General features: G+C 59.9%; 19 protein-coding genes. 13 read left to right on the top strand and 6 right to left on the bottom strand.

The window, feature by feature from the left end; all coding sequences use genetic code 11:
- Positions 1 to 286 precede the first annotated feature (286 nt).
- Positions 287 to 841: an RNA polymerase factor sigma-70 gene (locus tag ACQ4MY_RS21565; protein WP_008088195.1), complete on the top strand. Its 555-nt coding sequence runs from the start codon at positions 287 to 289 to the stop codon at positions 839 to 841.
- A gap of 93 nt (positions 842 to 934) precedes the next feature.
- Here the strand turns inward: ACQ4MY_RS21565 and ACQ4MY_RS21570 are convergent, their stop codons facing one another.
- From ACQ4MY_RS21570 to ACQ4MY_RS21580, 3 genes are all read right to left on the bottom strand, one after another.
- On the bottom strand, positions 935 to 1,948 hold the full coding sequence (locus ACQ4MY_RS21570) for a GNAT family N-acetyltransferase (protein ID WP_158833306.1): 1,014 nt from the start codon (positions 1,946 to 1,948) through the stop codon (positions 935 to 937).
- An 87-nt stretch (positions 1,949 to 2,035) separates the two neighbouring features.
- Positions 2,036 to 2,833: a substrate-binding periplasmic protein gene (locus ACQ4MY_RS21575; protein WP_440096412.1), complete on the bottom strand. Its 798-nt coding sequence runs from the start codon at positions 2,831 to 2,833 to the stop codon at positions 2,036 to 2,038.
- A 92-nt stretch (positions 2,834 to 2,925) separates the two neighbouring features.
- A complete protein-coding gene (locus ACQ4MY_RS21580; protein WP_440096413.1) occupies positions 2,926 to 3,549 on the bottom strand; it encodes a TetR/AcrR family transcriptional regulator in 624 nt (207 codons plus the stop codon).
- A 184-nt stretch (positions 3,550 to 3,733) separates the two neighbouring features.
- Here ACQ4MY_RS21580 and ACQ4MY_RS21585 point away from each other — a divergent pair, with 184 nt between their 5' ends.
- The 8 genes from ACQ4MY_RS21585 to ACQ4MY_RS21620 all read left to right on the top strand — a co-directional run bounded on the left by ACQ4MY_RS21585 (position 3,734) and on the right by ACQ4MY_RS21620 (position 13,086).
- Complete coding sequence (locus tag ACQ4MY_RS21585; RefSeq protein ID WP_440096414.1) at positions 3,734 to 5,518, top strand: acyclic terpene utilization AtuA family protein; 1,785 nt, start codon at positions 3,734 to 3,736, stop codon at positions 5,516 to 5,518.
- Positions 5,519 to 5,530: 12 nt separating this feature from the next.
- Positions 5,531 to 6,400, top strand: coding sequence for an SDR family oxidoreductase (locus ACQ4MY_RS21590; protein ID WP_440096415.1), 870 nt, complete (start codon positions 5,531 to 5,533; stop codon positions 6,398 to 6,400).
- A 3-nt stretch (positions 6,401 to 6,403) separates the two neighbouring features.
- Positions 6,404 to 8,020: a geranyl-CoA carboxylase subunit beta gene (gene atuC / locus ACQ4MY_RS21595; RefSeq protein WP_440096416.1), complete on the top strand. Its 1,617-nt coding sequence runs from the start codon at positions 6,404 to 6,406 to the stop codon at positions 8,018 to 8,020.
- Positions 8,021 to 8,051: 31 nt separating this feature from the next.
- Positions 8,052 to 9,209, top strand: a complete 1,158-nt coding sequence (gene atuD, locus ACQ4MY_RS21600) for a citronellyl-CoA dehydrogenase (RefSeq protein WP_440096417.1) — start codon at positions 8,052 to 8,054, stop codon at positions 9,207 to 9,209.
- The gene (locus ACQ4MY_RS21605; RefSeq protein ID WP_440096418.1) at positions 9,206 to 10,003 is read left to right on the top strand and encodes an enoyl-CoA hydratase/isomerase family protein; all 798 of its coding nucleotides are present in this window, start codon (positions 9,206 to 9,208) and stop codon (positions 10,001 to 10,003) included. Before atuD ends, ACQ4MY_RS21605 begins: the two co-directional genes overlap by 4 nt.
- A gap of 118 nt (positions 10,004 to 10,121) precedes the next feature.
- Positions 10,122 to 12,083 (top strand): acetyl/propionyl/methylcrotonyl-CoA carboxylase subunit alpha, encoded by a 1,962-nt coding sequence (locus tag ACQ4MY_RS21610; RefSeq protein WP_440096419.1) that lies wholly within the window; start codon positions 10,122 to 10,124, stop codon positions 12,081 to 12,083.
- 70 nt (positions 12,084 to 12,153) lie between these two features.
- A complete protein-coding gene (locus ACQ4MY_RS21615) occupies positions 12,154 to 12,696 on the top strand; it encodes an exonuclease domain-containing protein (RefSeq protein WP_008088215.1) in 543 nt (180 codons plus the stop codon).
- Positions 12,697 to 12,801: 105 nt separating this feature from the next.
- Complete coding sequence (locus ACQ4MY_RS21620) at positions 12,802 to 13,086, top strand: pyrimidine/purine nucleoside phosphorylase (RefSeq protein WP_007940055.1); 285 nt, start codon at positions 12,802 to 12,804, stop codon at positions 13,084 to 13,086.
- A 69-nt stretch (positions 13,087 to 13,155) separates the two neighbouring features.
- On the opposite strand, the gene ACQ4MY_RS21625 is transcribed toward ACQ4MY_RS21620, so the two are convergent.
- On the bottom strand, positions 13,156 to 13,962 hold the full coding sequence (locus ACQ4MY_RS21625; RefSeq protein WP_440096420.1) for an MOSC domain-containing protein: 807 nt from the start codon (positions 13,960 to 13,962) through the stop codon (positions 13,156 to 13,158).
- 255 nt (positions 13,963 to 14,217) lie between these two features.
- Positions 14,218 to 15,153 carry a chemotaxis protein CheV gene (locus ACQ4MY_RS21630; RefSeq protein ID WP_007908676.1) on the bottom strand — a complete coding sequence of 312 codons (936 nt, stop codon included), beginning with the start codon at positions 15,151 to 15,153 and terminating at the stop codon, positions 14,218 to 14,220.
- A gap of 455 nt (positions 15,154 to 15,608) precedes the next feature.
- Here ACQ4MY_RS21630 and ACQ4MY_RS21635 point away from each other — a divergent pair, with 455 nt between their 5' ends.
- The 3 genes from ACQ4MY_RS21635 (at position 15,609) to ACQ4MY_RS21645 (ending at position 18,112) form a co-directional block, all read left to right on the top strand.
- Positions 15,609 to 16,079 carry a hypothetical protein gene (locus ACQ4MY_RS21635; protein WP_008088219.1) on the top strand — a complete coding sequence of 157 codons (471 nt, stop codon included), beginning with the start codon at positions 15,609 to 15,611 and terminating at the stop codon, positions 16,077 to 16,079.
- A 483-nt stretch (positions 16,080 to 16,562) separates the two neighbouring features.
- Positions 16,563 to 17,456: a sensor histidine kinase gene (locus ACQ4MY_RS21640; RefSeq protein WP_008088220.1), complete on the top strand. Its 894-nt coding sequence runs from the start codon at positions 16,563 to 16,565 to the stop codon at positions 17,454 to 17,456.
- Positions 17,453 to 18,112 carry a response regulator gene (locus tag ACQ4MY_RS21645; protein WP_008088222.1) on the top strand — a complete coding sequence of 220 codons (660 nt, stop codon included), beginning with the start codon at positions 17,453 to 17,455 and terminating at the stop codon, positions 18,110 to 18,112. Before ACQ4MY_RS21640 ends, ACQ4MY_RS21645 begins: the two co-directional genes overlap by 4 nt.
- Here ACQ4MY_RS21645 and yegS read toward each other — a convergent pair.
- Entirely contained in the window at positions 18,096 to 19,007 is a 912-nt protein-coding gene (gene yegS, locus ACQ4MY_RS21650) for a lipid kinase YegS (protein WP_008088224.1), read from the bottom strand. The genes ACQ4MY_RS21645 and yegS overlap by 17 nt on opposite strands.
- 303 nt (positions 19,008 to 19,310) lie before the next feature.
- Between yegS and ACQ4MY_RS21655 the strand changes: the two genes are divergently transcribed.
- On the top strand, positions 19,311 to 19,604 hold the full coding sequence (locus ACQ4MY_RS21655) for a hypothetical protein (protein WP_008088226.1): 294 nt from the start codon (positions 19,311 to 19,313) through the stop codon (positions 19,602 to 19,604).
- Positions 19,605 to 19,648: the final 44 nt, after the last annotated feature.

A 19,648-nucleotide genomic window follows, 5' to 3' on the forward strand; every position in this document is an offset into this window, starting at 1 on the left:
CCGACCGCGCAAGGCTTGGGAATGCTGTCTGGCCGGGCTCGGTACCCGGAACCATTCACCAATGAGAACGGATGACGTCTTGAAATAATTAGTCGGCAGGCTGGATCGCCAATGGGGCCGGGATGCGGCGGCGTGTCGCAGTTCTCACAACGCACCGATTTGGATCATTAGTTCTTTTTCTCATTTGACAATCATTATCATTCAACATAATTTGTCGCTCGATGTGTAGGACGGCCCCGTCCCCCCAAGGCGTCCCACTAACCTATTTGGCAGCAAGGTGATTTCCATGACGGAACAAGTATCCACAAGCAGGTGCGATTCACCGCTACTTCAGGCATTCGTCGACAATCGACTGATTCTGGTCAAAATTGCAGCCCGCATTACCGGCTGCCGGTCACGTGCCGAAGATGTGGTGCAGGATGCGTTTTTCCGACTGCAGTCGGCGCCGCCGATCACATCGTCGATCAAGGCTCAACTGAGTTATCTGTTCCAGATCGTGCGCAACCTCGCCATCGATCACTACCGCAAACAGGCGCTGGAACAGAAATACTCCGGCCCTGAAGAGGAAGGGCTGAACGTGGTCATTCAGGGTGCTTCGCCGGAAACCTCGCACATCAATTTCTCCACCCTGGAACACATCGCCGACGCGCTGACGGAGCTGCCGAGCCGGACCCGTTATGCGTTTGAGATGTATCGCCTGCACGGTGTGCCGCAGAAAGACATTGCCAAGGAACTGGGCGTCTCGCCGACCCTGGTCAACTTCATGATTCGCGATGCGCTGGTGCACTGCCGCAAGGTCTCGGGCAGCCGTCGGGATGCGGTGATTGCCGGTCGCCGCTGAGACCGCATCTGCAGATAGAAAAAGATCGCAGCCTGCGGCAGCTCCTACATGAGGACCCGGTCGCAGGCTGCGATCTTTTGCTTTCAGGTCACTTCAAGCCAGCTTGCACCGATCAAAAAACCGCTCACGCCCCAGAATCATCAACGCCGCGCGCTTGTGCGGGAAGTCGAATTCCTTCTCGCAGTGGAAGCACTGGTTCTGCATGTGGCCAATCATCTTGGCGTTATCGGCCCGTGGCTCGGCGACCACGCGTTGCGTGCGCGGATCATCCAGAAACAGGTAATGCACCAGCGCCGACAACCAGCTCGCGACTTTGTGCGGGCCGCGATGATCTTCTTCACCGACCAGCATGTGAATGCCACGATCGTAATTGTCGGCGTCGTAAAACGGCGCGATGCGATCTTCCTTGGCCCAATAGGCTTCGAAATAGGCAAACGGCTGATCATCGAAGCAGCCGATCAAGGTCAACGTGTGCGGGTCGGCGTCGAGTTTGCTCAGGTATTCGCGGTGCTTCTCGATGCTGCCCTCTTCCTGCCAGAAACTGGCGACGCGCGGGCTGTTTTGCCAGCGGTTGAAACGCGGCAGATCCTCTTCGATTTCGACAGTGCGCAGGGAAATCCACGCGCCCAGTCGCGCATCGAAACGCCGATAGACTTCACCGCGCGGTTTCACCGGTCGCAGTGGATGGCGCTTGCCATCGCTGATGACCATTTGCTGCGGGTAGTTGCCGGTAAGCGAAGTGCCGAGCCACGGTTGCGGCAATTGCCAGAACAGCGTGCGCTCACAACGATATTCGCCAGCGACCTCAGTGCTTACCAGCAAACCGCTGAGCAACGCTTCGGTCGGCGGCTGATCCAGCTGCCAGGTCAATTGCTGGCATTCGGGATCACGGGCAAACAGCCAATAACAGGCCGCCCACAGGGCTTGCCCTGGTGGCAAGGCAAAACGCTCATCGAGCTGGATTGGCCCTTTGGCCTGACGATCCAGGCGCAGGCGAATCAGCGGTTGCCCGTCGAGGCTCAGGCTCAGGCGGCTTTCGGTTGCATCAGCGATCAGATGACTGCCTGAGGGCAAGGCCAGGGCAGTCAGGTCATTCAGATTGGACATGGGTCGGGCTCACGATAATCGTCGACAGTTCAACGATGGGACGTGAGCCGGGCAGGGAAATTTAGGCTTGAAGCCCAAATCAGTCCCTCAGTGGCGCGGCACCGGGACCACGGCAATCTTGTACGGATCGAAGATTTTCAGCATCTCGCCGTTGTCGCGCAGGCCTTGCAGCAACTTGCCAAACGCTTCGCCCGTGATCGGCGCGGTCGAACGCAGAATCGCGTAGTGGTGGTAGACCTGATCCATGCGCTGGGAAACCAGCAATTCATCACGCACCTTTTCGTTGCGCAGCAGGTAATCACTCAAGTAAGAACGGGTCACCAGGGCAATGTCGGCGCGCCCGCGCAGCACCATCAACAGATTGCTGTCATGGGAATAGGTCAGCGTGGCGTTGAAATTCTGCGCAAGAAATTTCGGGTCGGCGTTGAAATTGGCGAATTCGTAGTGATACCCGCTGAACAGCGCCAGTCGCTTGCCGGTGAGATCGGCAAAATAGTTCTGCTGGCGGCCGTCTTCGCGTTGCGCAACGAAAATCTCCGCGTCTTCAAGGCCCATGTCGACGTCCGTGTGGGGTATCTCCTTCCAGCCCCACTCCGGGTTTTCGAAGATCGCCATGTCGATCCGGCCCTGCTTGAAATCACCGAAACGCCGAGGAATCGAGGTCGGTACCAACACAAACTGGTAATCGCTTTGCAGACGGTTCAAGGCCTCGACCAATTGCGGCAGCAGGCCGGTGTCGGCGCCGTTTTCCGGGCGAATGGTGTAGGGCGGAAAATGCGCCGCGCCGACCCGAACCAGTTGCGCTGCCTGAGCGGGCAATACCCATATTGCAGCCAGCGCTGCGAGCATCAACCCCGCGGCCGTCCGAATTGGCGAAGACTTCAAAACACCCCACTCCCCGAAAAAATACCGATCAATGCATTCAAGCTAGGCGGTTTCGCCCAGTTAGCCAGTTTCCCGACGCGATAGAAAGTGCCTTAACGTTCCTCAAGGACCAGAATCAACGCCTCGTCCGCCAACTGATCAAGGCTCAGACTGCCGCCGGCACGGAACCAGGTGGTGGTCCAGGACAGTGCGCCCGTGAGGAAACGTCGGGTAATAAATACGTCGCCACGGATAAACCCGGCTTCTTTGGCCTCACCCAGCACCTGCAGCCAGAGTTCTTCGTAGACGTCGCGCAGCGCCAGCACTTGCGCCTGGCCGTCTTCGGACAACGAACGCCATTCATAGACCAGCACCGCCATGGCTTCGCCGCTGCCGCCCATGATCGACTGCAATTCGCAGCGGATCAGCGCCAGTACGCGCTCGCGCACATTGCTGGCGTCGGCAAGCGCTGCACGCATCAAAGCGGTGTTGTAGCGAATGGTTTCTTCCATCACCGCGCGGAGAATTTCATCCTTGCTTTTGAAGTGATGAAAAATACTCCCCGACTGGATGCCGACCGCGCCGGCCAGATCGCGCACCGTGGTGCGCTCGTAGCCTTTGTTGCGGAACAGGTGAGCCGCCACTTGCAGCAGTTTGCCGCGGGCGCTGTCCGGGTCGGTCAACTGGCCTTGCTCGACCAATTGGCGCATGACCCTCAGGGCTTTTTGCTCGTCCACCCGTTCTCTCCTACAGTCGATCTGTCTGTTGCCCCCTGAAACCGCAGGGTTGCGCGCAATTTAAGCCGCCAGCCGCGACCAAGCAAGCGCTTGGGCAGAAGATAGTTTCAGCTGTTTACAAACCAAGCGCTTGCTTGGTAGCCTCCAGACACTTCTGTCGCAGGTTGCTGAGTCGGAGATAAAAATGCCCACCACCGTTCGCATCGGATGCGCCAGTGCATTCTGGGGAGACACATCGACCGCCGCCGCGCAGTTAGTGGACGGCGGCGATCTGGACTATCTGGTGTTCGATTACCTCGCCGAAATCACCATGTCGATCATGGCCGGCGCGCGCATGAAAGATCCGCAGGCAGGCTTCGCCGGCGACTTCATCGAAGTGTTGACGCCGCTGCTGCCGCAATTGGCCGAGCAGAACATCCGCGTCATCAGCAACGCTGGCGGAGTCAACCCGCAAGCCTGTGCCGCCGCCCTGCAAGCTATCTGCGACAAGGCCGGCATCAAGCTGAAAATCACCGTGCTGCTCGGCGATGACCTGCAACCACAGTTCAAACAACTCACTGGCATCACTGAGATGTTCAGCGGCGCCCCGCTGCCGCCGATGTGCGTGTCGACCAACGCCTACCTCGGCGCCCCGGGCATCGTCGAAGCCCTGCGCCTGGGCGCCGACATCGTCATCACCGGACGGGTGGTCGACAGCGCCGTGGTCAGCGCCGCTCTGGTGCACGAATTCGGCTGGTCGTGGCACGACTACGACAAACTCGCCCAAGCCGCACTGGCCGGGCACATCATCGAATGCGGCGCGCAATGCACCGGCGGCAATTTCACCGATTGGCGCGACGTGCCGGATTACGAGCACATCGGGTTCCCCATCGTTGAAGTCAGCGCCGACGGCCAATTTATCGTCAGCAAACCCGAGGGCTCCGGCGGGCTGGTCACGCCGCTGACGGTCGGCGAGCAAATGCTTTATGAAATCGGCGATCCACAGGCATACCTGCTGCCCGACGTGGTCTGCGATTTCAGCGAGGTCAAACTTCAGCAACAAGGCAAGAACGCCGTGCATGTTCACGGCGCCAAGGGCCTGCCGCCGACGGATAAATACAAAGTCAGCGCCACCTACCCGGACGGTTTTCGCTGCACCGCCAGTTGCCTGATCGCCGGTATCGACGCCGTTGAAAAAGCGCAACGCGTCAGTCAGGCGATCATCGACAAGACCGCCGAAATGTTCAGCCAGCGTGGCTGGGCGCCCTACAGCGAAACCCACATCGAACTGCTTGGCAGCGAAGCGACTTACGGCCCGCACGGGCAACGCCGCGACAGCCGCGAAGTGGTGATCAAACTCGCCGTGCGTCACCCGAGCAAGCAGGCACTGGTGTTGTTCTCCCGAGAGATCGCACAGGCTGCGACCGGCATGGCGCCGGGGCTGACCGGCATCGTTGGCGGACGGCCAACCGTGTACCCGCTGATTCGTCTGTTCTCGTTCTTGATCGATAAAAACGCCTGCACCTTGCAGATCGATCTGGCCGGTGAACATCATCCTTGCGCCTTGCCCTCATTGGCCGCACTCGACAGCGAAGATTTGCCGATTGCCCAACAACCGCCGAAACCTCAGGGTCGCGCCGATGCCAGTGTGCCGTTGATAAAACTCGCCGTGGCGCGTTCTGGCGACAAGGGCAATCACAGCAACATCGGCGTGCTGCCGCGCAAACCCGAATACCTGTCGTGGATCGCCGAAGCGTTGACTCCGGCAGTGATCGTCGACTGGATGAGCCACGTGCTCGACCCGATCCACGGCCGGGTCGAACGCTGGTATCTGCCCGGCACCCACAGCCTTAACTTTTTATTGGAAAACGCCCTCGGCGGTGGTGGCGTGGCCAGTCTGCGCATCGACCCGCAAGGCAAAGCCTTCGCCCAGCAATTATTGGAAATCCAGATCCCGGTGCCGCAGAGCATCGCCGAACAGCTCGACTAGAGGATGGTTTGCATGGCTTACGCGTCGATTTTCCACGCCGATCTGTTCAGCGGCCAGACCATCATTGTCACCGGTGGCGGCAGCGGTATCGGTCGCTGCACCGCGCATGAACTGGCAGCGCTCGGCGCCAACGTGCTGCTGGTCGGGCGCAAACCGGAAAAACTGGAAAAAGTCGCCGCCGAAATCGCCGAGGACGGCGGCCGCGCGCACTGGCAGGCCTGCGATATTCGCGATGAAGAAGCGGTGAAGCAACTGGTCAAGGAGCTGATCGCCGAGCACGGGCCGATTCACGGCCTGGTCAACAATGCTGGCGGCCAATACCCGTCGCCGCTGGCCTCGATCAATCAGAAAGGTTTCGAAACCGTGCTGCGCACCAATCTGGTCGGCGGTTTTCTGATGGCGCGGGAAGTGTTCAACCAGTCGATGAGCAAACACGGCGGCAACATCGTCAACATGCTTGCCGACATGTGGGGCGGCATGCCCGGCATGGGCCACTCGGGCGCGGCGCGTTCAGGCATGGACAACTTCACCAAGACCGCCGCGTTTGAATGGGGTTATGCCGGGGTGCGGGTCAACGCCGTGGCACCGGGCTGGATCGCCTCCAGCGGCATGGACACTTACGAAGGCGCGTTCAAAGCGGTGATCCCGACCCTGCGCGAGCATGTGCCGCTCAAGCGCATCGGCACCGAATCGGAAGTCAGCGCGGCGATTGTGTTTCTGCTCAGTCCGGCAGCGGCGTTCATCAGTGGCAGCACGTTGAAAATCGACGGCGCGGCCAGCCTTGGCAGTCGCGCGTGGCCATTGCACAAGGCCACTCACAGCGAGTCATTCAACGGCTTTCACCGCGCCTACCTCCCCGACGTCCTCAAGGACAAGGAGTAAGCCATGCCGCAGATCCTCTCCCAACTCGATCCGCACAGTGAGGCGTTTGCGCGCAATCGTGCGGCAATGCTCGTAGCCATCGAGCAAGTGCAGCAACTCGAACAAAACCTGCTGAACAAGGCTGCCGAAGCCAAAGCCAAATTCGACAAGCGCGGGCAATTGCTGCCGCGCGAACGCCTGAACCTGCTGCTAGATCCCGGTGCACCATTCCTCGAACTGGCCAGCCTCGCCGGCTACAAGTTGCACGATGACAAGGACGGCAGCTCGGCCGGCGGCGGGCTGATCGCCGGCATCGGTTACGTCTGTGGCATCCGCGCAATGGTCGTGGCCAACAACAGCGCGATCAAGGGCGGCACCATCTCGCCCAGCGGTTTGAAAAAATCCCTGCGCCTGCAGCAAATCGCTCAGGAAAACAAACTGCCGGTGATTACCCTCGCTGAAAGCGGTGGCGCCAACCTTAATTACGCGGCGGATATTTTCGTCGAAGGTGCGCGCAGTTTTGCCAACCAGGCACGAATGTCGGCGATGGGTTTGCCGCAGATCACCGTGGTACACGGCTCAGCCACGGCGGGCGGCGCTTATCAGCCGGGGCTGTCGGATTACGTGGTGGTAGTGCGCGGCAAGGCCAAGCTGTTTCTGGCCGGCCCGCCGTTGCTCAAAGCCGCCACAGGCGAAGTCGCCACCGATGAAGAACTCGGCGGCGCCGAGATGCACGCGCAGGTCGCCGGCACGGCGGAATACCTCGCGGAAAACGATGCCGACGGCGTGCGTCAGGTGCGCGAAATTCTGCGCATGCTGCCATGGAATGAACAGCTGCCATGGCTGCCGGAGCCGCAATACAAAGAGCCGCTCTACCCGATCGAAGAACTCCTCGGGCTAATCCCGGACGATGCGAAAAAACCTTACGACGTGCGCGAAATCATCGCGCGTATCGCCGACGAATCCTGCTTTCTCGAATTCAAGGGCGAGTTCGATCAGCAAACCATTTGCGGGCAATTGAAGATTCAGGGCCGCGCCTGCGGTTTCATCGGCAACAACGGCCCGATCACGCCGAACGGTGCGAGCAAAGCGGCGCAGTTCATTCAGTTGTGCGACCAGAGCCAGACGCCGTTGCTGTTTTTCCACAACACCACGGGCTTCATGGTCGGCACCGAATCGGAACAGCAAGGCGTGATCAAACACGGCTCGAAACTGATTCAAGCGGTGGCCAATGCGCGGGTGCCTAAACTGACCATCGTCGTCGGCGGTTCCTACGGTGCCGGCAACTATGCGATGTGCGGACGCGGTCTCGATCCACGCTTCATCTTCGCCTGGCCCAACAGCCGCACGGCGGTGATGGGCGGTGCGCAGGCCGGCAAAGTCTTGCGCATCGTCACCGAAGCCAAACAACTCAAGGACGGCCTGACGCCGGACCCGAAGATGCTCGACATGCTCGAACAGGTCACCGCGCAGAAACTCGACAGCCAGTCCACCGCGCTCTACGGCAGCGCCAACCTGTGGGACGACGGGCTGATCGATCCACGCGACACGCGCACCCTGCTCGGCTACTTGCTGGACATCTGCCACGAAGCCGACATTCGCATGCTGCAACCCAACAGCTTCGGCGTCAGCCGGTTCTGACCGCCACGGATCTTACGGAGAACAATAAAAAATGATCTTCACCCCGGAACACGAAGCCCTGCGCCGTACCGTCCGCCAGTTCGTCGAGCACGAGATAAATCCGCACGTCGAGGAATGGGAAAAGGCCGGACGCTTTCCCATCCACGAGATTTTCCGCAAGGCCGGCGACCTCGGTTTGCTGGGCATTTCCAAACCGGAAAAATTCGGCGGCATGGGCCTCGATTACAGTTATTCGATTGTCGCCGCCGAAGAGTTCGGCACCATTCATTGCGGCGGCATTCCGATGTCGATCGGCGTGCAGACCGACATGTGCACGCCGGCCCTCGCCCGTTTCGGCTCCGATGAATTGCGCGAAGAGTTCCTGCGCCCGGCGATCACCGGCGAGCAGGTCGGCTGCATCGGTGTCTCTGAAGTCGGCGCCGGTTCCGACGTCGCCGGGCTGAAAACCACCGCGCGCAAGGACGGCGACGACTACGTGATCAACGGCAGCAAGATGTGGATCACCAACTCGCCGAGTGCTGATTTCATCTGTTTGCTGGCGAACACTTCCGACGATAAACCGCACATCAACAAGTCGCTGATCATGGTGCCGATGACCACGCCGGGCATCAGCCTCAGTTCGCACCTCGACAAGCTCGGCATGCGCAGCTCGGAAACCGCGCAGGTGTTTTTCGACGACGTGCGCGTGCCGCAGCGCAATCGCATCGGCCACGAAGGCGCCGGGTTCATGATGCAGATGCTGCAGTTTCAGGAAGAACGCCTATTCGGCGCGGCGAACATGATCAAGGGCCTTGAGTACTGCGTCGACAGCACCATCGAGTACTGCAAGGAGCGCAAAACCTTCGGCAATGCACTGATCGACAATCAGGTGATCCACTTCCGTCTCGCCGAATTGCAAACCGAAATCGAATGCCTGCGCGCGCTGGTCTATCAGGCTACCGAGCAGTACATCAAAGGCCAGGACGTCACGCGCCTGGCGTCGATGGCCAAGCTCAAGGCCGGGCGCCTCGGTCGCGAAGTCAGTGACAGCTGCCTGCAATATTGGGGCGGCATGGGTTTCATGTGGGACAACCCGGTGGCCCGCGCTTATCGCGATGTGCGGCTGGTGTCGATTGGCGGCGGCGCCGACGAAATCATGCTGGGGATCATCTGCAAACTGATGGGCATCCTGCCGGGGAAAAAGAAATGAGCAGCCTGCCGGAATGCCAGACGCTGTTGCTGGAACTGCATGGCGGCGTGCTGCACATCACCCTCAACCGCCCAGACAGCCGCAATGCGATGAGCCTGCAGATGGTCAGCGAGTTGCGCGCGGTGCTCTCGTCGGTACGCGATGACCGCAGTGTTCGCGCTTTGGTACTCAGCGGCGCCGGCGGGCATTTCTGTGCTGGCGGCGACCTCAAGGACATGGCCAGTGCCCGTGCTCAGGGCGCTGATGCTTACCGAGAGTTGAATCGTGCGTTCGGGGCTTTGCTGGAAGCAGCACAGCACGCGCCGCAAGTGCTGATCACGGTGCTGCAAGGCGCAGTGCTCGGCGGCGGTTTTGGGCTGGCGTGTGTCAGCGACATTGCGATTGCTGATCATCAGGCGCAATTCGGTTTGCCGGAAACCAGCCTCGGTCTGCTGCCGGCGCAGATCGCACCGTTTGTGGTGCAGCGCATTGGCCTGACCGAGGCGCGGCGACTGGCGCTGACCGCTGCGCGTTTTGATGGGCATCAGGCTCGGCGTCTGGGGTTGGTGCATTTTGTCGAGCAGGACCCGCAAGCCCTCGCCGAGCGTCTGGATGAGGTACTGCAACACGTGCTGTGTTGTGCGCCGGAGGCGAATGCCATGACCAAGCAATTGTTATTGGCGAGTGCCGGACAGCCGTCGGGAGCTTTGCTTGATGAAGCGGCGCAGTGGTTTGCCGAGGCGGTGACGAGCGAAGAAGGGATCGAGGGCACCATGGCTTTTGTGCAGAAGCGTAAACCGCGGTGGGCTACCTAAAAAGCATCGCTGGCAAGCCAGCTCCCACAGGGAATTTGCGTCGTTAACAAAACCTGTGGGAGCTGGCTTGCCAGCGATGAGGCCAGCACATGCAACGCAACTTCCAAGGAAATAGCCCATGCCTGCCATTCAGAAAATCCTGATCGCCAACCGCGGTGAAATCGCCTGCCGCATCCAGCGCACCGCCCAGGCTTTGGGCTACCGCACCGTCGCCGTCTTCAGCGACGCCGACGCCAACGCGCTGCACGTGCAAATCGCCGATCAAGCCGTACACATCGGCCCCGCCCCGGTGCAGCAGTCGTACCTGAACATCCCGGCCATCCTCGACGCCGCCCGTCGCAGCGGCGCCGATGCCATCCATCCTGGCTACGGTTTCCTCTCGGAAAACGCCGACTTCGCCCGCGCCTGCGCAAAGGCGGGTCTGACGTTCATCGGCCCGAGCGTCGCAGCCATCGAATTGATGGGCAGCAAACGCCGCTCGAAAATCGCCATGCTCGAAGCCGGCGTGCCCTGCATCGCCGGCTATCAAGGCGCCGAGCAGGATGACGTCACCCTGCTGCGCGAAGCCGAACGCATTGGCTACCCCTTGATGATCAAGGCCAGCGCCGGTGGCGGCGGTCGCGGCATGCGCCTGGTGCACGATGCCGCGGATTTACCGGCGCAGTTGCGCACCGCACGTTCCGAAGCGTTGAACGGTTTCGGCAGCGACTATTTGATCCTCGAACAGGCGCTGATCGAACCACGGCATGTCGAAGTGCAGTTGTTTGGCGATCAACACGGCAACCTGATCTACCTCGGCGAGCGCGATTGCTCGGTGCAGCGCCGCCATCAGAAAGTCATCGAAGAAGCGCCCTGCCCGGTGATGACCGCCGAGTTGCGCCAGGCCATGGGTGAGGCCGCGCTCAAGGCCGGGCGTGCGGTGAATTATGTCGGTGCCGGCACCGTGGAGTTCTTGCTCGATGCACGCGGGCAGTTTTACTTTTTGGAGATGAATACCCGCTTGCAGGTCGAGCATCCGGTGACCGAGCTGATCACCGGACTGGATCTGGTGGCGTGGCAATTACTGGTCGCCGAGGGGCAACCGTTGCCGCTGACTCAGGACCAAGTGCAACTCAGTGGCCATGCCATGGAGGTGCGACTCTACGCCGAAGACCCCGCGCAGGATTTCCTGCCGCAAACCGGTCGCGTACAAGCGTGGGAACCGGCGTTGCAGCGCGGTGCACGCATCGATCATGGTCTGCTTGCAGGGCAATCTGTCAGCCCGTTCTACGACCCGATGCTGGGCAAACTGATCGCCCACGGCGCCACCCGCGAAGAGGCCCGGCGCAAACTCCTGCGCGCAGTGCAGGACACAGTGTTGCTGGGTGTGCAAAGCAATCAGCGTTTGCTCGCCGGCCTGCTGCAGCATCCGCAGTTCATCAGCGGTGACTTCAGCACAGCGTTCATCACGCAGCATTTCAGCGACCACCCGAGCCTGCACATTTACTCGCCAAGTGCTGAAGATCTGGCCATTGCCGCCGTGCTGTTTTATCAAACCAGTGCCCTCAGCCACCGCGCGCCACTGTCCGGTTGGCGCAACAATGCCAACGTGGCGCTGCACTACCGTCTCGGCCGCGACGAGCAGAACTGGACGCTGCAACTGCTCGCGCAAGCGCACGGCGTATTCAAGGTGCAGGTCGCCGAACGCACGCTCGAACTGAAACTAGTCGACCGCGATGCGCAGTCGGTGACGCTGGAAGTCGACGGCTTGCGTCAAACTCACCCTTATCACCTCGATGGCGAACAACTCTGGCTGTTCACCCATCCCGGCAGCCTGCAGGTGGAGGATCGAACTCACGCGGTGATCGACAGTCAGACCAGCGTCAGTTCCGGCACCTTGAAAGCGCCCATGGACGGCGCCATCGTCGACGTACTGGTCAGCGAAGGCAGCCCGGTCAGCAAGGGTCAGTTGCTGGTGGTACTGGAGGCAATGAAAATGGAGCACCCGCTCAAGGCCGGCATCGACGGCGTGCTGAAGCGGGTGCAAGTCAAAGTTGGCGATCAGGTAAAAAATCGTCAGGTTCTGTTGCAGGTGGAGTAGTCAGCCAAGCGCAAACGCAGGGTTTGGCTACGCTCTGAATAATCAGAACGCACAAATCAGGAACCCTGCGATGCCCCACTGGCTGGTCATAGATCTGGAAGCCACCACCGATGAGGGTGGCTGGCCGGTCACCGAGATGGAAATTATCGAGATCGGCGCCACGCTGGTCGATCGTGCCGGGCGCGAGCAGGATCACTTCCAGCGCTTCGTCAAACCGACACGGCGGCCGTTGCTGACGCCGTTCTGTCGTGAGCTGACGCACATCACCCAAGCCAATATCGACTCGGCGCAGCCGTTGACCGAGGTCTGGCCGGCGTTCGAGCGCTGGCTCGCGCAACATCAGCCACGGCTTGAAGGCTGGGCCAGTTGGGGCGACTACGATCGCAAGCAATTGCTTCAGGAATGGCAGCGTCTGAATATCGACAGCGGCTTGAGCAAAGTGCCGCACATGAACCTCAAACAACGTTTTGCCAAGGCCCGGCGCCTGGAGCGGCCATTGGGCCTCAACGGCGCGCTGCAATTGGCCGGCATGCAGTTCAACGGTCAGCAACACCGGGCGCTGGAAGATGCGCGCAACACCGCGCGATTGTTGCCGCTGGTTTTGCCACTCTAGGGTCAATTCGAGAACTCGCCGGACAGGCGCCGGGCAGGTGACGGCGCCGAAAGCCTTGTGCATACTGGCCGCCTCCATTTTTCAGCCCTTTTCGAGGAATCGCCCATGTTTAAAGTCAACGAGTACTTCGACGGCACCGTCAAGTCGATCGCCTTTGGCACCGCTGAAGGTCCGGCGACCATCGGCGTCATGGCCCCGGGCGAATACGAATTCGGCACCAGCCAGCGTGAAATCATGCACGTGGTCTCCGGCGCGCTGACCGTCAAACTGCCCGACAGCAGCGATTGGGAAACCTTCGCCGCCGGCAGCCAGTTCAACGTCCCGGCCAACAGCAAGTTCCAGCTGAAAGTCGCCGTCGACACCGCTTACCTGTGCGAATACCGCGGCTAAAACCCTCGGCTGCACCCAATAAAAAATGCCCGTGTCCAAGGACACGGGCATTTTTCGTTTCAGCGAGGCTTACTCGAGGATTTCCACCGGCATTCCGACTTCAAGCCGACCATTGCTGTCATTGACCAGGTTCTGGCCGAACATCGCGCCATCGGCTTCGGCGCGGTATTTCTGCAAGGTAGCCAAGGGTTCACGATCGGCACTGCGCTCGCCGGTTTGCGGGTCGATGGTGGTGAGGATGCAGCGCGAGCACGGCTTGACCACGCGAAACTCGACGTCGCCAATGCGAATCCGCTTCCAGCTGTCCTCGGCATACGCCTCGCTGCCTTCGATCACCAGATTCGGGCGAAAACGCAGCATCTCCAACGGCCGCCCGACCTTGTGCGAAAGGTCCTGCAGCGACGCTTCACCAATCAACAGCAGCGGAAACCCGTCAGCGAAAGCGACCTGATCATCATCCTTGCCAAAACCTGACTGCGTGGTACGCGCACGATCCAGCGGCACCTGCACCAGACGGGTCGGCTTGCCGATGAACGCACTGACCCAACGGGCCGCCTCGTCACCGGCATCCGGCACGCGCAACGTATCACGCCAGATCGTCACGCCGCGCAGTTCGGCGTCGCCGCCTGGCAGGGCGATTTCGATGGAAGACTGTTGGGGTGCGCTCAGGGTCAGACCGCCCTGGGCATTCCACAGGGCCGACAACTGACTCATCTTCGCTTCCGCGCGCTGGGTCAGGAAGCGGCCACTGGCTTCGTCCACGAGCATCCAGCGTCGGTCGCCATCAAGCCCCAGCTTGTCGAGGTCGACGCTTTGCAGCACATCGACTTTGCCGGATTTCAACGGGTAACGATAAAGCGCGCTCAGACGCAGCATGGCCAGCTCCCTGGAGGATAAAACCGCCACCCTATACGAGCTTCATGCACGAATCAAAAGATCAATTCGTACACTGGATTCCAGCTGCTACTCGACCTTGTGGCGAGGGGATTTATCCCCGTTCGGCTGCGCAGCAGTCGCAAATTCAGCAAATGCGGTTTAAATGGTGTACGAGTCAACTGCATTTGGGGCCGCTGCGCAGCCATCGGGGATAAATCCCCTCGCCACAGGGCTCACTCCTACAAAGGGGGGGGATCAGGCCGGGACTTCGTCGAGCATCAGGCGCTGGCGCACCACGTCGACCAGTTTGTCCGGCTGGAATTTGGAGAGGAAGTTGTCGCAGCCGACCTTCTTCACCATCGAGTCGTTGAAGCTGCCCGACAGCGAAGTGTGCAGCACCACGTACAGCCCACGCAGGCGCGGGTCATTGCGAATTTCAGTGGTCAGACGGTAACCGTCCATTTCCGGCATTTCCGCATCGGTGAAGATCATCAGCAGCTTGTCGGTCATGTTCACGCCGGTGTCAGCCCAGGCCTTGAGCATGTTCAGCGCCTTCAGACCGTCGCTGGCGATGTGCATTTTCACACCGAGTTGGCCGAGGGTGTCGCGAAGTTGCGAGAGCGCCACGTTGGAGTCGTCCACCAGCAGCACTTCACGGCCACGCGCACGTTCCAGCACTGGGTCTTCGAGTTTTTCCCGCGAGACTTTGGCGTTGTACGGGACGATTTCGGCGAGGACTTTCTCGACGTCGATGATCTCCACCAGTTGATCGTCGACTTTGCTGATCGCGGTCAGGTAATGCTGGCGACCGGCACTGGTCGGCGGCGGCAGGATGGCTTCCCAGTTCATGTTGACGATGCGGTCGACACCACCAACGAGGAAGGCCTGCACCGAACGGTTGTACTCGGTGACGATGATGGTGCTGTTCGGCCCCGGCACCAGCGGACGCATGCCGATCGCCTGCGACAGGTCGATGACCGGCAAGGTCTGACCGCGCAGATTGACCACACCGCAAACGAATGGGTGACGCTGAGGCATCAGCGTCAGCTTCGGCAACTGCAAGACTTCCTGAACCTTGAACACGTTGATCGCGAACAATTGGCGTCCGGCCAGACGAAACATGAGAATTTCCAGGCGATTCTCACCCACCAGTTGCGTGCGTTGGTCTACCGTGTCGAGAATGCCGGCCATCAATGACTCCTGGGCTTGTTCTGATGAATTCACTATGTGAGGTTATCGGCTGCGCATGGCGGTTCTTTATCGCCATACCAAGTGCCGTCAAAAATGCCATGCTCAGGCATTGATGTCACATTAACATCATGCTTTACTGGCCCGGTGATTTTCATCTGCCTACATTCTCTGCAACGCGACCTCGGTTGGCGCCGTAGGTTCCCGCGCCTAAGGGATTCCCCTAGGAACAATCAGGCCTAACCTGATGTTCGCAATATCCAATAGCCATTAATGTGACGCCATTCTCATTGCATGAACGGAGTCAGGCTATTGTGTGCGATCGCAGGTCAGTGGAAACACCTCCTCTCGAAACCCCGAATCTGTGCACCTGCACACCGGGGCGCGATCTCGCGACGGTTCACGATCGTCGACACACACGGCATTCCCTCATCAGACATGACGTTGTGGAGATAAGCATGCCAAACGATCGCAAGGACTGGGCGCAACGGTTCCCCGAGTTTATCCTCGAGGCTGAAACGCTCCTGGCCAAATCCGAGGAATGCCTCAGCCACCTGCAACTGATCAACAACGACAAGGACGCCATCGAGTGCATGCTCAGCACACTGCTGAAGCTGGCGAGCAAGGCAGATGCGCTGGCGCTGCAAGCGATTTCCGAATTTTCCCTGCATCTCCACGGCCTGCTCAATCATGCGCAGGACGAGGTCGACCTGCATGCACAGGCGCTCAACGCACTGCAAGACTGCTTCACGTTGATGGCCTGGCAATTGGAACTGGTCGATCAAACCACGGGCCAGTTGAGCCTCGACGACAGCGAGCAGACCTCCCTGATCGAGGCCTTTGCCTCCCAGGTCGGCCAGAGCCAACTGCAACTGCCGCACCACGTCAAACCATTGTCCCTGGTGGCGTATTCGGACCGGCAAGCCTGACTCTGTGAAAAGATTGCGCGTTGCCAGAGTCTGAAAGCGCAGACGGCGAATGTCGCAATTGAATAGTTCATACCTGCCAGCGACACAGTCGAATAAATAATCACACCTGATCTCAACGGACTTCTCGCTGCCGGTATCAGGGTTTGCCTGTGTATAAATAAGGCACTATCGATTCCTGTCGAATTGAATAAATCAACTTTTCCATAATGGAACTCACGTCCAATACGACGTAATTCCTGACCGACTGGACATATATAGCAAACGCGACCAACGGTATCTTAAGTGGTATTATGCCGCGCATTAGTTGCTTTCAATTAATGGCACAGTGATTCCAGCGATAGGCTGCCAACGAAGTTGGCGGTTCAATATCGATCACGCGACGTTGTTGAATTCAATAACATAAATGACAGTGTTTTCAGACAGAGATCCGTCAGCCACTCTGACCGGTCTGCCCGCAGCGAACATCCATTGGCTCCATCCGTTATGTACGCCAGCCTCAAGTCAATCGCCACATGGCCACCTTCCCGGGAAAATGCCCGCCGGTTCACGCTCATACTGAGTGTCGCCGCCGCGCTCGGCAGTGTGCTGACCTATGGTTTTTCCCTGCCGCTTTGCCTCGGACTGCTGCTGCTCAACGTCGCTGCCACCGCGTGTGTCTGGGTGCAATATCGGCTGTCGCGCAAGTCGATCAAGTTTCAGCCGCAGGAGTTGGCCGACCGCTTGCTCGAAGTCCAGGAAAACGAGCGCCATCGCCTCAGCCGGGAATTGCACGACGACATCGGCCAACTGCTGACTGCCGCCAAACTGCAAAGTGAATGGCTCAAGCGCCGCTTGCCGGACGACTTGCAGGAACAATGCAGCGTGCTCTGCGACACCCTTGAGGAAACCCTCAACAAAGTGCGTGACGTGTCGGCGATTCTCAATCCGCGGCAACTGACCAGCCTTGGCCTGGAGGCCAGTCTGCGCGCGCACTTGCTCAAGACGCTGACCAACACGTCGGTGCACTGGAGCCTGGACTGCCAGCAGCGGCTGAACGGCATTCCCGAAGAAATGGCAGTCGCCGCTTTTCGCATTACTCAGGAAGCCGTGACCAATATCCTGCGCCATGCGCAGGCAAAGAATCTGCTGATTCGCGTCCAGCGTCTGCCCAAAGGCCTGACGCTGCTGATCAGCGATGACGGTCAGGGATTCGCCCCGGCAGCCAATCCGGGGCGGGAAGGACAACGCGGCATGGCCGGGATGGCCGAACGGATGGAGCAGTTGGGCGGCACCCTGAGCGTTACCAGCGAGCCGGGCAAAGGCACTCAAATCGAAGCACTTTTCCCCTGGGCGCCGCGTGCACTCGAGCGGGCCAGTACGAATAAGGTTATGCGTTGACTTGTAACTTACTTCTGGTGGATGACCACTCGCTGATCAGGGCCGGCGTGCGCGCTCTGGTGCTGGATATTCCCGGCTACGCGGTGATTGGCGAGGCCAATGACGGCTCGCAACTGCTCGAAATGGTCGAGCAATTGAGTCCCGATATCGTCCTGCTGGATATTTCCATGAAAGAAACCGGCGGCCTTGAAGCCCTGCAGCGACTCAAGCGCGTGCGCCCACAAAGCAAAGTGCTGATCCTGTCGATGCACACTGACCCGGCGCTGATCATGCAAGCGCTGGAATCCGGAGCGCATGGCTACCTGCTCAAGGACACCACGGCCACCGAACTGGAACACGCGCTCGAAGCGTTGCGCAACAACGAGCGCTATCTGAGCCCGGCCATCGCCCATACGGTGATCAACCAGGCCCTGACGCGCAACCAGAAAACCCAGCCGGAAACCAGCGACTCGCACAATCTGACCGCGCGCCAACTGGAAATCCTGCGGCTGATCGTGCGCGGCAAATCGACCCGGGAGATCGCCAACGGCCTGGGCCTGAGCATCAAGACCGTCGAAACCCACCGCTCGCAGATCATGAAACGCCTGCAGATCTACGACGTAGCAGGCCTGGTGCTGTTCGCCGTGCGCGAGCAGATCATCAGTCTGGACGACTGACCGCGCCACTCAACAGTGGCGAGTCCGCCGGCAAATGCACCTGCAGCGCTGCCGGGCGCGCTTCGAAACGCATGTTGTCGCCTTCCAGTGGCTCACCGTCGAGATTGATGTAAAGCCCTTCGGCCACCTTGATTTCGACCCACGGCAAGCGGGTCCGCACAAACATGTTTTCGATGCCGAAACCGTCGCTGAGCAAATTTTTCAAAGTCCCCACCAGCTCCTGAGGCGCCGGCAGAATACTGATGTCCAGCAGGCCATCATCGGCCAGCGCCTGCGGGCACAATACGTGCCCGCCGCCTGCCTGACGTCCATTGCCGATGCCCAGCGCAAGCAGTTCGCCACTCCAGTGGAAGTCCGGGCCTTGCAACTCGCCGTAGGCTGCATGCAATTCACTGAAGCGCGACAGGCCGGTGAACAGATACGCCGCCCCGCCCAGGACCTTTTTCAAGTCTTCCGAAGTATTGGCCGTGACCTGACTGCCAAAACCGCCGGTGGCCATGTTGAGAAAGATCTGCCCGCCAACCTCACCGAGATCGATGTCACGCGGCGACACCTCCAGCAACTCGAGGGCCTCGGCCGGTTCCAGCGGTACGCCTGCCGCACGGCAAAAATCGTTGGCCGTGCCCAAGGGCAACAGCACGAGACTGGCCTCGCCGGGATGCGCCGACAACGCCTGAGCGATGTCGCGCAAGGTGCCATCGCCACCGCCGGCAATGATGGTGCGGTAACCGGCGGTCAGCGCTTCCTCGACCATGCGCTCGGCGTCACCCGCCTCCCAGGTCACCCGCACCGCCAGCTCCCAGCCTTGCTCGCGTTTGCGTTCGACAGCGCTGCGCACCGCCTCGTTGAGTGCCTGCTTGCCATGCAGAATCATTAGCGCCCTGCGTTCACTCATTACGGTCACTCCCTGAATGGAATCGGTACGGGACATCTTGACCACTGCGCCACGTAAAAAAGCCGCAAGAATGGCAATTATTTCAAGCGTCCAAGCTTGCTCGTCCTACAGAGCAGGAAATCTTCCTACAAAACCTGAGGAAACGGCTGAATTGACCCGGCGCCAGCATTGGCACATCGTGCGCCGGCAACAGCAATTTTTCGATCTGAAACACACAAGGAAGTGCCGCAATGAGTGGATACACGTTTAGCGCTTGCGATCGTTCAAAGGATAGCGAGCAACGGCCAGCAGGTGGACACCTCAATGCATAGCCAGGAAACCAGAACGCCGGTCAGCCCGCTTGCTCCACTTACGGAGAGTCGCGCCAGCCACAGCAACGGCGCCAAAACCGGAGAAGTGAATATGGAACCTCGCATCACCGAGCTTGAGACCCACCTCAAATACATTCGCCGGGACATGGATGAAGTTCGCGGCGATGTCAGAACTATCAAACATCGGCTGGCCTACTCCGCAGGTGCAACCGCGGTCGTGCTGGGCTTGCTCGGATGGGTGGCGAACAGTCGGTTCGACCAGCTCGTCTCGATCATGACGCGCTGACCGTACAGGCAGGCTTCGGAGACGACCTCCGAGCCTGCCCCTGC

The organism is Pseudomonas sp. SM4 (assembly GCF_051913165.1).
Classification (GTDB): Bacteria; Pseudomonadota; Gammaproteobacteria; order Pseudomonadales; family Pseudomonadaceae; genus Aquipseudomonas.